The sequence below is a fragment of the Pseudomonas sp. S37 genome (assembly GCF_016658545.1).
Lineage (GTDB): Bacteria > Pseudomonadota > Gammaproteobacteria > Pseudomonadales > Pseudomonadaceae > Aquipseudomonas.
This window is the reverse complement of record NZ_JACVZC010000143.1, coordinates 1-14,322: the sequence shown is the minus strand read 5'-3', so window position 1 is coordinate 14,322 and position 14,322 is coordinate 1. Positions and strand designations below refer to the sequence as shown.

The 14,322-nt window shown below is 62.4% G+C and carries 14 protein-coding genes; 2 read left to right on the top strand and 12 right to left on the bottom strand.

The genetic code is table 11. The annotated features are described in order from the left end of the window. Positions 1-137 precede the first annotated feature (137 nt). A complete protein-coding gene (locus IAE39_RS26580; RefSeq protein ID WP_201207468.1) occupies positions 138-947 on the bottom strand; it encodes a helix-turn-helix transcriptional regulator in 810 nt (269 codons plus the stop codon). Between the two features lie 131 nt (positions 948-1,078). Here IAE39_RS26580 and IAE39_RS26575 point away from each other — a divergent pair, with 131 nt between their 5' ends. After that, positions 1,079-1,702, top strand: a complete 624-nt coding sequence (locus IAE39_RS26575) for a LysE family translocator (RefSeq protein WP_201207467.1) — start codon at positions 1,079-1,081, stop codon at positions 1,700-1,702. On the opposite strand, the gene IAE39_RS26570 is transcribed toward IAE39_RS26575, so the two are convergent. From IAE39_RS26570 to hbdH, 4 genes are all read right to left on the bottom strand, one after another. Next, on the bottom strand, positions 1,699-4,200 hold the full coding sequence (locus tag IAE39_RS26570; protein WP_201207466.1) for an autotransporter family protein: 2,502 nt from the start codon (positions 4,198-4,200) through the stop codon (positions 1,699-1,701). The genes IAE39_RS26575 and IAE39_RS26570 overlap by 4 nt on opposite strands. Before the next feature lie 133 nt (positions 4,201-4,333). After that, positions 4,334-4,609 (bottom strand): peptidylprolyl isomerase, encoded by a 276-nt coding sequence (locus IAE39_RS26565; protein ID WP_009686637.1) that lies wholly within the window; start codon positions 4,607-4,609, stop codon positions 4,334-4,336. Positions 4,610-4,920: 311 nt separating this feature from the next. After that, complete coding sequence (gene eco, locus IAE39_RS26560; protein ID WP_201207465.1) at positions 4,921-5,400, bottom strand: serine protease inhibitor ecotin; 480 nt, start codon at positions 5,398-5,400, stop codon at positions 4,921-4,923. 55 nt (positions 5,401-5,455) lie between these two features. Continuing rightward, positions 5,456-6,226, bottom strand: a complete 771-nt coding sequence (gene hbdH / locus IAE39_RS26555) for a 3-hydroxybutyrate dehydrogenase (protein WP_201207464.1) — start codon at positions 6,224-6,226, stop codon at positions 5,456-5,458. A gap of 263 nt (positions 6,227-6,489) precedes the next feature. Between hbdH and IAE39_RS26550 the strand changes: the two genes are divergently transcribed. Further along, on the top strand, positions 6,490-7,314 hold the full coding sequence (locus IAE39_RS26550; RefSeq protein WP_201207463.1) for an RHS repeat-associated core domain-containing protein: 825 nt from the start codon (positions 6,490-6,492) through the stop codon (positions 7,312-7,314). Positions 7,315-7,351: 37 nt separating this feature from the next. Here IAE39_RS26550 and IAE39_RS26545 read toward each other — a convergent pair whose 3' ends face one another. The 7 genes from IAE39_RS26545 to IAE39_RS26515 form a co-directional block, all read right to left on the bottom strand. Further along, entirely contained in the window at positions 7,352-8,368 is a 1,017-nt protein-coding gene (locus IAE39_RS26545; RefSeq protein WP_201207462.1) for an ABC transporter permease, read from the bottom strand. After that, complete coding sequence (locus tag IAE39_RS26540) at positions 8,368-9,426, bottom strand: microcin C ABC transporter permease YejB (protein ID WP_201207461.1); 1,059 nt, start codon at positions 9,424-9,426, stop codon at positions 8,368-8,370. The genes IAE39_RS26545 and IAE39_RS26540 overlap by 1 nt, the downstream gene beginning before the upstream one ends. Next, entirely contained in the window at positions 9,423-11,351 is a 1,929-nt protein-coding gene (locus IAE39_RS26535; RefSeq protein WP_201207469.1) for an extracellular solute-binding protein, read from the bottom strand. The genes IAE39_RS26540 and IAE39_RS26535 overlap by 4 nt, the downstream gene beginning before the upstream one ends. Before the next feature lie 11 nt (positions 11,352-11,362). Next, positions 11,363-11,644 (bottom strand): peptidylprolyl isomerase, encoded by a 282-nt coding sequence (locus IAE39_RS26530; RefSeq protein ID WP_009686645.1) that lies wholly within the window; start codon positions 11,642-11,644, stop codon positions 11,363-11,365. Between the two features lie 79 nt (positions 11,645-11,723). Next, positions 11,724-12,785 (bottom strand): 3-deoxy-7-phosphoheptulonate synthase, encoded by a 1,062-nt coding sequence (locus IAE39_RS26525; protein WP_201207460.1) that lies wholly within the window; start codon positions 12,783-12,785, stop codon positions 11,724-11,726. Positions 12,786-13,339: 554 nt separating this feature from the next. Then, positions 13,340-13,891, bottom strand: a complete 552-nt coding sequence (locus tag IAE39_RS26520) for a YbhB/YbcL family Raf kinase inhibitor-like protein (protein WP_201207459.1) — start codon at positions 13,889-13,891, stop codon at positions 13,340-13,342. Between the two features lie 48 nt (positions 13,892-13,939). After that, positions 13,940-14,251 carry a hypothetical protein gene (locus IAE39_RS26515; protein WP_201207458.1) on the bottom strand — a complete coding sequence of 104 codons (312 nt, stop codon included), beginning with the start codon at positions 14,249-14,251 and terminating at the stop codon, positions 13,940-13,942. Positions 14,252-14,322: the final 71 nt, after the last annotated feature.

Here is a 14,322-nt window from a genome sequence, read left to right as displayed (position 1 = left end):
TTGGGGGTGGGGGGGGGGGGGGGGGGGGTGGGCCCCCCCCCCCCCCCCGACAATCTCCGCTGCGAAGCTGAGAATTTGGGGCTGCTTCGCAGCCCATCGCGACGCAAGGCCGCTCCTACAAGGGACCGCGCAAAGTTTCAATCGCCCCGATACTGCCCCGGCGTCACCCCAACATGGGCCTTGAACACCCGCTGGAAATGGCTCTGGTCGGCAAACCCGAGCCGGTATGCCACCTCTGCCAGCGCCTGCCCTTCACCCAACAATTGCCGCCCACGGTTGACTCGTGCGTTCAGCAGGTAGGCATGCGGAGTAAACCCGGTAGCGGCGCGAAACGCCCGGATCAACTGATAGCGCCCAAGCCCGGCTTCGCGCGCCAGTACCTCCAGGTTCAACTGCGCCGGGTCCTGGCTTTCGATCTGCGCGACCAGCCCGCTCAAGGCCGTTGCCGGCAAAGCCGGTGCTGGCGCCAGCGGTGGCTGCGCGCAAAAGTCCAGGTCGCCGAGAAAGGCGATCAGCGCTGCCTCTTTCTCACCGGTACTGGCGCTGGAGAACAACATGCGGTTCAGCTCGCAGAATTGCGCATACACCTGCGGCTCCCGGCAGATACGCGCAGGCTCGCCAGCCCCCGCACCCCCAAGTCCCGACTCCTGGCGCACGTGCGTCAGCCAGTCGGCATCCACATGCAGCATCTGGTAGCTCCAGCTTTGCCCTGGCGCGGGGTTGCAGGCATGCAGGCGATGGGCCGGAATCATTACCAGCGTGCCGGGTGTCAGCCGCGCCTGCCCATCGGCAGCACCGCTGAAAAGGCTGACACCGGCATCCACCGCACCGATGGAAAACGTCGGGTGGCTGTGCGCCTTGTAGCAGGCGCGGCTATGGCAGGCGCGGCGGCTTTCGACATGCGGCAAGGCCGGGTCGCGCCATAGTTCGGCGTGGGTACTGAGCATCACGGGGTCCTCGGTATCGTCGGCAGCGTAACAGCTGCCGCGCACCCGTACAGTTTTTATCGCTGGCTGTAACTTGACCGCAAGGCCCTGCACGCGCCGAAATAGACGCCTGATACCCGAGGAAAACAATAATGGACCTTTCCAGCCTGCTGCTCTTCATCCCCGCCTGCTTCGCCCTGAACATGGCACCGGGGCCAAACAACCTGCTGTCGCTGCACAACGCCAGCCGCTATGGCCTGCGTACAGCCTGTGTGGCCGGCGGCGGGCGCATCCTGGCCTTCAGCGGCATGATCGCCCTGGCCGCCATGGGCCTGGCCGTGGTCCTGCACACCAGCGAATACCTGTTCCTCGCGATCAAAGTGGTGGGCGCCGCGTACTTGTTCTACATCGCCTGGCAACTGTGGCGTGCTCCGGTAGGCGAGGCCGTGGTGGCCAGCGACCACCCGCGCGGCACCTGGCGCCTGGCACGCCAGGAGTTCTGGGTGGCAGCCGGCAACCCCAAGGCCATCCTGATCTTTACCGCCTTCCTGCCGCAGTTCGTCTCGGTTGGCAGCGCTACGCCGGTGAGCGAGCAGTTTCTCTGGCTGGGCGTGATGTTCCTGCTGCTGGAATGGGCGGCCATTGCCATCTATTCGGGCCTGGGCGCCTACATGCAGCGCTGGTTCAGCCAGCCCGGCCCGCGGCGCCTGTTCAACCGGGTCAGCGCCTCCCTGCTGGGCTGCGCCGGCCTCGGTCTGCTGGCTGCGCGCCGCTAGAACTGCCAGCGCACGCCCAGGTTCACGCCGCTGGCTTCCTGCTGGCGGCTGTCCAGGTTGGCGGTGTACTGCACGCCGCCATGCAGGCTCAGCGCTTCGTTAACCTGGGCCACCACCCCGCTTTCCAGTTGTACCGAGGTGTAGCGGTAGTCGGTCTTGATCTTGTCGACGTCGTCGAAGGTCAAGGTGTCGCGGCCACCGTCGCCGTGCCACAGGTTGACCTGCGCATAGGGCTGCAACAGGCGGCCGCTGCTGCCTTTGAATGCACCTTCCAGGCGTACCCCCAAGCGGCCGGTCAGTTCGACCTGTGCGTCATGGCTGACGCGCGAGACGCTGTCGCTGGCGCTGTCCAGCGACACTTTCTGCGCGATCAGCTGGGCTTGTGGCTCCAGGGTCCAGCGCTCGGACAGGGCGATCGGGTAACCGGACTCCAGCGAAGCGGTCCAGGCGTGGCCGTCGATGTTCAGCTTGTCGCCACGGTCGGAGCGCGCCCGGCCATCGAGGCTGGTGTACTGCAATACGGCATCCACATAGGCGCCCTGGGGGCCGACCAGCGTCCAGTAGGTACCAACGCTGTCGCCATCGAGTTTCAGGTCACCAACGCTGCGGTCCTGCACGGCCAGGGCGAAGCCTTTGACGTCGGCGTCCAGGCGGCTATGGCTGACGTAGAAGCCGACATGCTGGCGATAACCGTTGTCGCCAACCTTGGCGTACAGGTCCTGGCCGACCTTGAAGCCATACAGGTCACCATCCAGGCTTGGGCTGACCGTGCCGCTCCATTGCTGGCGCAATGCACCACCATAAGCCTCGCCCCAACTTGCAGGCAGGCCACCTTCGCCCTGTAGCAACTGCTGGTCACCCTGGCGCTGATGGAACGTACCCAGTGCCTGGCGGGCGATGATCGCGGCGCCCCGTGGCGCTGCGGCATATACCGGGACCTCTGGACGATACAGCGGCAGGCTTTCGCCTTGCACCGGTGCCGGCAGGTCGACTTGGCCGGGTGCAGGGGCGGCGACCGGTGGGGTAACGGCCGGGGCCGTCACAACAGGTTCACCCGGTTCGGTTGGCTGTGTTGGCTCGGTCGGCACTTCTGGTTCTGTCGGTTCTGGCGTCGGGGCGGGCGCGGGTGCTGCAACCAAGGTCGAACGCAGGTACCAGCTGTTTTCACTGCCTGCAGTCACGCCACCTTTGAACAGCCGGTAGTCGTAGGCGCCGGCCGAGAGCGTCTGGGTCTGGACGAAGGCTGTGTTCGTGCTGGTCGCGCCATCACGCGCCTCGACGACCTGGATACCATTCTGCGCGGTCGCGGCACCGGCGCCATTGAGGTTGTTGATGAGCAGTTGCGTGGAACCGCCAATGGCACCGCGGCTGACTACCAGCCGGTCGGATGCGGCGCCATCACCGGCCAGCACGCTGTTCAGGCGCAGGGTGCCGTTGTTGCCGGTGTAATCGCCCTGGATGCTCAGGCGGCCTTTGGCATCGTTGCCCCGGCTCAGGTCGATGGTGCCGGCGTTTATCACCGACGCCTTTTGGCCTTCCTGGATGCTGACAATACTGCCTTGGCGGCTGATCAGTGTGCTGGTTGCATCGATGTTCAGGGTGCCCGTGCCCGTGGCGGCGATTGCTCGTGGTTGATCGGTGCCCAGGTCGCCCAATGTCAAGGTGTCGTCAAGGGTGAGCTGGCTGCCCTTGTTCAGGTTGATGGACTCCCAGTTGACATACAGTGCGCCCTTGCCCAGCTTGGCCTGCTCGAATGTCAGCGTGTCCGTCCCGGTACCGCCGTCGAGGGCAACGCTTGAGTTGCTCAAGTCGAGCGTACTGACAGTGGCGGTATCATCGCCATTGCCCATGTCGACCCGTTTGCCGATCTGGCCCCCGGTCCAGGTAAACACGTCGTTATCGTTACCGGCCCGTATCTCGCCTTTGAGCGTACCGCCGCTGATGGTGATCTTGTCCACCCCGCTACTGGTGCTGATATCACCACCGATGGTGCCGCCGGTCAGGATGATTGTGTCATTACCAAGGCCGCTGACCACATTCCCTACTACAGTGGTTTTCACGCCAAGGTCTTCGGACATTTCAAGGAAGTTATCGGCAAGCTTGAGGTCTATCCGGCCAATACTGCCGCCCTTGAACCACGCGGTATCACCATCTTCAAAGGCGCCCGTGATGGTACCGCCGGTCATTGTGAACGTGTCCATGTCGCCGCCTTGGTTCAATGACCCTAGCGTGCCGCCAGACATGGTGAACGTGTCCTGACCATCGCCTTGTTGTAATGACTGCACCGTGCCGCCAGACATGGTGAACGTGTCCTGACCATCGCCTTGTTGCAATGACTGCACCGTGCCCCCGCTGATTGTGAACGCGTCAGCAGCAGGCGTTTGCACGAGGGCACCCAGGTTGTCACCCGGTGAAACCGTGAGGGATTGGCCGTGGGAGAGTAGAGGCAGGGTCAGCAGGGGGAGTGCAACAGGCAGCAGCAGGCGGGGGCAACGCATAGGCAGGTCTCCGTGTCCATTGAAAGGACCACTACCTGAAGCAACGCCAGTGCGGCGGCTTCGGCCCTGCCTGAGTTGTATGTATTGTGCGCTGAGGGGGCAACTGGCAAAAATGCTAGGTGGCCCGGGGCTATCAGTCGCGATAGAAAGTTTGCACCAGGTGGTAACCGAACTTGCTCTTGATCGGGCCATGCACCACGCGCAGGGGCTTCTTGAAGATCACCTGGTCAATGGCACCGACCATCTGCCCGGGGCGGACCTCGCCCAAATCACCGCCGCGCTTGCCTGAAGGGCAGGTGGAGAATTTTTTCGCCAGCACGTCGAAAGCCTCGCCATTGGCGATGCGCTGCTTGAGCTTTTCGGCTTCGTCAGCGGTTTTTACCAGGATGTGGCGGGCTTGGGCTTTCATGGGGCGTACCTGTGCTTCGTGGGCAAAAAGGGGCGCATTATGCCTGAATGCATTACTTGAAGGCGATTGCGCGCGCTCATGGAACTGCACATGATTCATTGTATTGGCACGGACACTGTGGGAGCGGCTTTAGCCGCGAACACCGGCGCAGCCGGTGCCATGCACCACGTTGGATTCTTCGCGGCTAAAGCCGCTCCCACAGGGTATGCAGACCGCTTGCGGAGTCAGTTCTCTACGCGACAGCGCGCCCAAAGGGCTGTGCGATCTCCTACAGGGACCGCGCCAGGCTTCAGGCAGCAGGGGGCAGCGCGTTACTCAACTTTAGCCTTTTGCACGTCCTGCGACGCCGACCACACGCGGTAGCGCACCTCGACATCCTTGGGCACATACACCACCACAGGCAGCTTGCTGTTGTAACGCAGCATGAAGCCTTCACCCACCACCGGCACGAAGGCCTTGGTCTTCTTGCCGTCCGGGCAGGCCATCAGGGTGCTGGCCGGGCCGCTGACCTTGTCCAGCCGGTAGTAGTTGTAACCCCAGCCTTCCAGGGTACGTTCCTCGAGTTTGCCGCCCAGGCGTTGGCGGTTGCAGTCCACCTGCAGGGTCTTGCCGGCGAGGATTTCCAGCTGGTAGGCCGATTCGTCAGCCTGGGCCGGCAGGTGGATGACCTGGCGGGTGAAGCCTTTTTCGGCCTCGGGGTAGGGCGCGACGTCCTTCAGGCTGGCCGCTGATGCCTGCGCAGCGGCAGCCAGGGTCAGGGCCAGAATCGCGGTCATTGGGGTAGGGCGCATAAGGCCTCCTTGCAGATAAACGAATGCGAGACCACCACCAGGCCCAGGCTGCCCGTCACTGGGCCAACCAGCCACCATCAACATTCCAGGCGGCGCCACGAACCTGGCTACCGGCCTCGCTACACAGGAATAGTACCAGTTCACCCAGGTGCTCGGGGGTAACAAAGGCCAGTGAGGGTTGTTTCTCTGCCAGCAGATCATGCTGCGCTTGCAGCGGATCGCCGCCATTGGCCGCACGATCGTGGATCTGTTTCTGTACCAGCGGGGTCAGCACCCAGCCCGGGCAGATGGCATTGCAGGTGACCTGGCTGGTAGCCGTTTCCAGGCCAACCACCTTGGTCAGGCCGACCACACCATGCTTGGCCGCCACATAAGCTGCCTTGCCGGTAGAACCGACCAGGCCATGCACCGAGGCGATGTTGATGATCCGCCCCCAGTTGCGCGCACGCATGCCCGGTAGCGCCAAACGTGTGCCATGGAACACCGCCGACAGGTTGAGGGCGATGATCTTGTCCCAGCTCTCGACCGGGAACTGCTCGACCGGCGCTACATGCTGGATACCGGCGTTGTTGACCAGAATGTCGACGCCACCGAACTCGCGCTCGGCCAAGGCAAAGATCGCCTCGATCTGGGCCACATCCGACAGGTCGGCCGGGTGGTGAATCACCTTTACCCCGTGCCGGGCAATTTCAGCCAGCGCTGCCGCCGGGTCGCCAAAGCCGTTGAGCACAATGTTGGCGCCAGCCCGGGCCAGCACCTGGGCGATGCCCAGGCCGATACCGCTGGTAGAGCCGGTGACGAGTGCAGTCTTGCCGTTGAGGGTCATGCAAAGCTCCTTGAACGATACCGGTGCTATAGAGCGTGGCGATAACCACGAATACCAACCCTATCAAAATTGTCAGGTGGCATGTTCGAGTCCTGACGATAAAATGGTGAGATGAATGTGATAGAAGAGCAAGCGAGATGGACAGTCGGCGCTTTTACCTAGAAAAAATCCCCGTTACGTTCGTTGCAAAGTACAAGTGTGTTTCGTTGTTGCAAGTCAACGCGGAGCGTTTGGCAATGACGTGTAACGGAGGGGTTGCAATCATGGCCAATGAAGCGAAACATTCGGTGATGTGTCATTGGCAGGGGCGACACGCAAGTGTTCATGCATACACGCCTTATGGATATTCTGAGCTTGTTTCTGGTAAATCATTCCTTTCGCTGTACAATGGAGAATGGATAGACAAAATTACCGGGAATTATCCATTAGGCAATGGTCACCGCGTTTACAATACAGCGCTGATGAAATTCCAGTCACCGGACATGCTCAGCCCATTTGATATTGGCGGGATTAATGCCTATGCATATTGTCAAGGTAACCCAATAAGCCATGCGGATCCAAGCGGGCGATCACCGCTTTTAAATTTCTCTAAATGGCCATATCAAAGAGGGTCAGCAAAGTACTTTCGCTTTAAGAAAATTACTAATTACTTTGCACAAGTCAAAAAAGGGCTTCGGAGAAGCGGAGCCAAGCGTACAAAGCAAGTAAGTGAAGCTCAGCAAGCTGTAAACAGATTTGCAAGTAGTATGACGGATGACCTCCTGCAGGCTTCAAAGATAACGTGGCGCGACAGGAAGTTTGACAAACTGGTGGGAGATGCGCTTATTGCCCCGTATGTCATGCAAAATCTAAAGGTGCCCCCGAAAATTCAGTCGAACGTGCTGGAACAGCAAAAATTATTTATTGATAAATTCTTGCAGTTTGGCCCCGACTCAGCATTGGAGTCCTTGAGTCAGGATGTGCTGGAAGTGATGGATTCGATCAGGCGTCCGGAGGGCAGTAGCGAAAACAGAAATATCACCAGGGCAATGGCCGTTGCAGATCACCACCGGGTTACATTTCAGGTACCGCTTATCGTAAATAGGTAAGCCTGAGTGAAGTGCAAGCATGGCCGGACCTGGAACCCTAACCCCTGGGGTCGAACGCCTCCCGCAAGGCATCCCCGATAAATACCAGCAACGACAAGATTACCGCCAGCGCAAAAAACGCAGTAAAGCCCAGCCACGGCGCCTCCAGATGCTGCTTGCCCTGGGTCACCAGCTCACCCAGCGAGGCGCTGCCGGCCGGCATGCCGAAGCCCAGGAAATCCAGTGCGGTCAGCGTGGTAATCGCCCCGGTCAGCATGAACGGCACATAGGTCAGGGTGGCATTCATGGCATTGGGCAAGATATGCCGCAGCATCACCTGACTGTCCGGCAAGCCCAGCGCCCGGGCGGCTTTCACATACTCCAGGTTGCGCCCACGCAGGAACTCGGCGCGCACCACGTCGACCAGGGTCAGCCAGGAAAACAGCGCCATGATCCCCAGTAGCCACCAGAAGTCCGGCTCGACAAAACCGCTGAGGATGATCAACAGGTACAACACCGGCAACCCCGACCACACCTCCAGCAAGCGTTGGCCGAGCAAATCGACCCAGCCGCCGTGGTAGCCCTGCAGGGCACCCGCGACGACGCCGATGAACACACTGACCACGGTGAGGGCAAACGCGAACAGCAACGATACCCGCGTGCCATACAGGACCCTGGCCAGCACATCACGGCCCTGGTCGTCGGTGCCTAGCCAGTTGCTCGCGCTTGGCGGGCTGGGGGTAGGTACTTGCAGATCATAGTTGGGGGTATCAGCACTGAACGGGATGGGCGCGAACAGCATCCAGCCGCCCTGGTCCTCGATCAAGTGGCGCACATAAGCACTGCGGTAGTCGGGCTGGAACGGCAGCTGGCCGCCAAATTCCTGCTCGGTGTAGCGTTTGAGCGCCGGCACGTACAACTCGCCCTTGTAACCCAGCAGCAAGGGCTTGTCGTTGGCTACCAGCTCGGCGCCCAGGCTCAGCAACAGCAGGCCGGCAAACAGCCACAGCGAGACCCAGCCCAGGCGGTTGCGACGAAAACGTTGCAGGCGGCGACGCGATACCGGCGACAGCATCAGTGCGCCCTCGTGTCGAAGTCGATGCGGGGGTCGAGCAGGGTGTACGACAGGTCACCGATCAGGCGGATCAGCAGGCCCGCTAAGGTAAAGATGAACAGCGTGCCGAATACCACCGGGTAATCCCGCGATACGGCGGCCTCGTAGCTCATGCGGCCCAGGCCATCGAGCGAAAAGATCACCTCGATCAGTAACGAGCCGGCAAAGAACACCGTAATCAGCGCCTGCGGCAGCCCGGCCACCACCAGCAGCATGGCATTGCGCAGCACATGGCCGTACAGCACCCGTCGCTCGCTGAGGCCCTTGGCCCGGGCGGTGACCACGTACTGGCGGGAAATTTCGTCGAGGAAGGCGCTCTTGGTCAGCAAGGTGAGGGTGGCGAAGCCGCCGATGACCAAGGCCCCGACCGGCAGTACCAGGTGCCAGAAGTAGTCGGCGACCTTGCCCAGCAGGCTCAGCTCGTCGAAGTTGTCCGAGACCAGGCCGCGCACCGGGAACCAGTTCAGCGAAGTGCCGCCGGCGAACAGCACGATCAGCAGCAGGGCGAACAGGAACGAGGGCAAGGCGTAGCCGATCACGATCAGCGCGCTGCTCCAGGCATCGAAGCGGCTGCCGTGGCGCACGGCCTTGCGGATGCCCAGCGGGATCGACACCAGGTAGGTGATCAGGGTTGCCCAGAAACCCAGCGACAGGGTCACCGGCAGTTTGTCGAGGATTAGGTCAGTAACTTTGGCGCCGCGGAAAAAGCTTTTGCCGAAGTCCAGCCGGGCGTACTGGCCGAGCATCAGCCACAGCCGCTGCGGGGCGGTTTTGTCAAAACCGTACTGGCGTTTTATTTCTTCGATCAGTTTCGGGTCCAGGCCTCGGGTGGCACGCGACTCACCGTGGACGACCTCGGCCCGTGCGCCAGGTGCGCCGCCACCAATGCCCTGCAGGCGCGCCACGGCCTGTTCCACCGGCCCGCCCGGCGCGGCCTGGACGATGGCGAAGTTGACCAGCAGGATCGCCAACAGGGTTGGGATGATCAACAGCAGACGGCGCAGCAGGTAGCTGGTCATGGGGCGTGCTTCCGGCGTTCGGCCATTTGCTCATTGGTCAGAGCAGTCGGGCTGACTTCCCACCAGGTGTCCAGGCCTTCGTCATAGGCCGCCTGGACCTTGGGCAGGCCAAAGCGGTTCCACCATACGGTAGAGCTGCCCGGCGGGTAGTAGTTGGGGATCCAGTAGTAGTTCCATTGCAGTACCCGGTCCAGGGCATGGGCGTGGTGCAGCATGTCGGCTTCGCTGCTGGCGCGCACCAGGCCGTCGATCAGGCGGTCCACGGCCGGGTCCTGCAGCACCATCAGGTTGTTTGAACCAGGGTCATGGGCGGCTGCCGAGCCAAAGTAGTTGTACAGTTCGGCACCGGGCGACAGGGTCACCGGGTAACCGGTGACGATCATGTCGTAATCGCGGGCCATCAGCCGGTTGACGTACTGGGCCGAATCGACGTTGCGGATATTCAGGGTCACGCCGATCTGCGCCAGGTTGCGCTTCCACGGCAGCAACAGCCGCTCCAGGCCTGCCTGGCCATTGAGGAAGGTGAACGCCAGTGGTGTGCCTTCGCTGTTCACCAGGCGGTCACCTTCTGGGTGCCAGCCGGCTTGTTCGAGCAGGGCCAGGGCCTGCAATTGTTGTTTGCGGATGATGCCCGAGCCATCGGTGACCGGGGCGGTGAACACGGTGGTGAAGACTTCGTCCGGTACTTTGCCGCGTAGCGGTTCGAGCAGCTTCAGCTCACCGGCATCCGGCAGCTTGCGGGCGGCCAACGGGGTGTTGGAGAACAGGCTTTGCTGGCGAATGTACAGGTTGCGCATCATCTGCCGGTTGCTCCACTCGTAGTCCCACAGCATGCCCAGCGCCTGGCGCACGCGGCGGTCCTTGAACTGTGGCTGGTCGAGGTTGAACACGAACCCCTGGGCCACTTGCGGCTTGGCCGGGCCCAGGTGGGCGCGTTGCAGGCGGCCGTCGTCCAGTTGCTCACCGTTGTAGCCCAGGGTGTAGGCGGTGGCGGAAAACTCGCGGTTGTAGTCATAGCCACCGCCCTTGAGCACCTGGCGCGCCACTTCGGTATCGCCGAAGTACTCGATGCGCAGCTTGGCGAAATTGTAGCGGCCACGGCTGGCTGGCAGGTCTCGCGCCCACCAGTTGGGGTCGCGTTCGAAGGTGATGCTGCGGCCGTTGTCGATCCGGCCGATGCGGTAAGGCCCGCTGCCGACCGGCTTGTCGAAGCCGGCGCCGTTGGCGAAATCGCGCTGCTGCCAGTCGTGCTCAGGCAGTACCGGCAGGCTGGCCAGGTCCAGTGCCAAGGTGCGGCCGTGGCCGGGTTTCAAGTCGAAGCGCACGCTGTGCGGGCCTTCCACGGTTACCCCGGTAACATCGGCGAACTGGGTGCGGTACTTGAGGCTGCCCTTGCTCATCAGCAGTTGGTAGGTAAAGCGCACGTCCTCGGCGCGTACCGGCTTGCCATCGGCGAAAGTGGCGCGCGGGTCGATGTCGAAGCGCAGCCAGGCGTCGTCCGGGCCACGCTCCATGCGCCGGGCGATCAGGCCGTAGACAGTGTAGGGCTCGTCGAATGAGCGTACCGCCAATGGCGCATAGAGCAGGCCATCGACTTCGCTGACGCCGATGCCTTTGTCGATGTAGGGCAGGATATGGTCGAACTGGCCGATCTCGATGGCCGAGCGGCGCAAGATGCCGCCTTTGGGGGCGTTGGGGTTTACGTAGTCGAAGTGCTGGAAACTGCTGGTGTAGCGGGGGGCTTCGCCGTAGACAGTGAGGGCGTGGGTGGGGGCTGCCTGGCTATTGAAGGAGAAACAAAGCAGGAAAAGGTAACACAGGGCCTGTGGGAGCGGGGTCACCCGCGAAAGCACCAGATCAGGCAACGACGTTGCGTGAACGGACGCATTCGCGGGTGAACCCGCTCCCACAGGGGACATGAGCAGCTACTGGCTACTTAGTCCTGGCGGCTGGTCACTTCCAGCAGGTGGTAACCGAACTGGGTTTTCACCGGGCCTTGCACGGTGTTGACCGGGGCGCTGAACACCACGGTGTCGAATTCCTTGACCATCTGGCCTGGGCCGAACGAGCCCAGGTCACCGCCTTGACGGCTGGACGGGCAGGTGGAGTTGGCTTTGGCGATTTCTGCGAAGTCGGCGCCTGCTTCGATCTGGGCTTTCAGTTCGTTGCACTTGTCTTCGCTGGCAACGAGGATGTGGCGGGCGGTTGCACGGGCCATGGGTACTGCTCCTTGGGGTAAAAACGCAAGCCTAGCGCACTTGTCTGGGGTATGTCTCGCCAGGCTTGCAGCCATCGGCTCAGAGTTTTTGTGCCGCCTCGCGCAACAGCGTTTCGGTCGAGGCCCAGCCCAGGCAGCCATCGGTGATCGACACGCCGTATTTCAGTGCGCCCTTGCCCAACGCCTGGCAACCGTCGAACAGGTGCCCCTCGATCATCACGCCAACCAGTGAGCGGTCGCCGGCCAGGCGCTGCTCCAGCACTTCGTTGAATACCGCAGGCTGACGTGCCGGGTCCTTGCCGCTGTTGGCGTGGCTGCAATCGACCATGATCCGTGCCTGCAAGCCGACCTTGGCCAGTGCCTGGCGGGCCATGGCGATGCTGTCGGCATCGTAGTTCGGGCCCTTGTGGCCGCCGCGCAGCACCAGGTGGGTGTCCGGGTTGCCCAAGGTCTCGATGATTGCCGGGTGGCCCTGCGCATCCATGCCGAAGTGGCGGTGCGGGTGAGCGGCGCTGCGCATGGCGTCGCTGGCGATGGCAATGCCGCCGTCGGTGCCGTTCTTGAAACCGACCGGCAGCTCCAGGCCGCTGACCATTTCCCGGTGGATCTGCGACTCGGTGGTGCGTGCGCCAATGGCAGCCCAGGCCAGCAGGTCGTCGAAGTAGCCGGCGGCCATGGGTTGCAGCAATTCGGTGGCAACTGGCAGGCCGCGCTCGATCATGCTCAGCATCAGCCCGCGGGACAGGGCGATACCCGAGTGCATGTCGTCGCTGCCATCCAGATGCGGGTCGTAGGCCAGGCCTTTCCAGCCCACGGTGGTACGCGGTTTTTCGACGTAGGCGCGCATTACCAGCAGCAGCTTGTCATCGACTTCGCGGCTGAGGGCGGCCAGGCGGTCGGCGTATTCCAGGGCCGAGCGAGGGTCGTGGATCGAGCACGGGCCAACGATGACCAGCAGGCGCTGATCACGGCCTTCGAGGATATTGCGGATGGCCTGGCGGTGGGCCTGGACTTGCTGGGCCAGTTCGCTGGTCAGCGGCATTTGCTGCTTGAGCAGGTGCGGGCTGGGCAGGCGCTTGCTGACGGTGGTGTTGGCCGCTTGCGGCTGGGTCAGGGGCAGGGCGAGGCTGGAAGCTTGCATGGCGTTTTTCCCTGGGCGGACGGCGGGTTCTGGCCCGCGCGGTCGGCCCTATCGAGGTGTTCGACAGATCGTTGAATTCGTATTGGCTGCTGCATTGCCACCTGTGCAGGACCGATCGGAGGCGGCAGGCTGGCCCGAACGGGATTGGCTAAATCGCCAGGCATAGGTGTTCGCGCAGTAATAAGTGGCGTAGTTCATGAATCTGTCCTCAATGTGAATCGGTGTTGTTCAAAGGCCTGAAAAGCAAAACCCCCGGTCGGGGAGCCGACCGGGGGTTTGAGTATTCTCATGTTCGGCGGCCCCTCGAAGGTGGGCGCCGTGTGGGTATCGGCGCCTAGTGGCTAAACCAATACCCAAAGTAATAGCTGGCAGGTGCCACGCAGCCGGCAACGGCCAGCACTGGGCGCAGGCTGCGACCGGTGTGGTTGGCGTGGTTGCGGGTGTGTTTTGGCATGTTGCTCTCCAGTGAATGAGCCCGAGCTTACTTCACTTCGCCCGGGCCATTCAATGGATAAATACTATGGAGTTGATCATTTGTTTTTGTACTGGTTGGTTCAATGCCCATAACGCCCGACCAGGCTCTGCGCACCCAGTGCATGGCCCTGCAGCAGTTCCAGCAGCCCGTTGCGGTCCAGACCTTCGGGCAAGGTACCCAACGGCAGGTCGGTGGCGATCAGGGTCAGTGCGTAATGGTGCGGGTTGTCACCGGCGGGTGGGCAAGGGCCGCGGTAGCTGAGCGTGCCGCGGGAGTTGCGGCCGACGGTGACATATTGCCCGCTCAGCCCGGCCATGCCTTCCTTGAGCCCATCCTGCCCGGGGTCGATGTTGTAGGCGAGCCAGTGCACCACGCCGATGCCTTTGCCACCGTCCGGATCGAACATGATCAGGGCCAGCGACCGGGTGCCCTCGGGCAGGTTTTTCCAGCTCAGTTGCGGGGTACTCTCTTCGCCTGCGCCGCAGGCCGGGTCCAGGCCAACCTGCTGCAAGGCGATAGTGCCGCCGTCGGTGAAAGAAGACGAACTGATCGACAGCGCGCCCTGGTTGCTGCCGGCGGCCAGGGCGGTGCACGGCAACAGGGCTGCGAACAGCCAGGGTTTGAGGTTCATGGCAAATCCTTGGCAGGGCATTGGGGCGCAGTGTAGTTCACGCCGGCATCAACGGCTGTCCTGATCCTCTGCGGTGCCACCGCTGGCGCCAGCACCCGAGCCCGTGGCTTCGCCGGTACTGTTCGAACCGCCCGCGGCACCGTCGGTGGTACCACTGTTGCTGCCGGTGTCACTGCTGTCATTGCTTTTGCCACTGCCGGGGCTGTTGACGCTGCTGCCGTCACCGGCGGTCTTGCCCCCGGACTGGTCGGTTTGCGGGTGGCTGTCGGTGTTGGTGCTTTCGGTGGCTGCGAAGCTGGTGCCGCTCAGCATGGCCAGTGCCAGCGCGAGGGACAGCGAGAGGGGGCGAATGCGGATCATGGGACGTCTCCTTTGCGGATGATCTGTCATTCGTTTGGCTGGGGAGGGTGGGTGGGGTGCCTTCCGGGCGA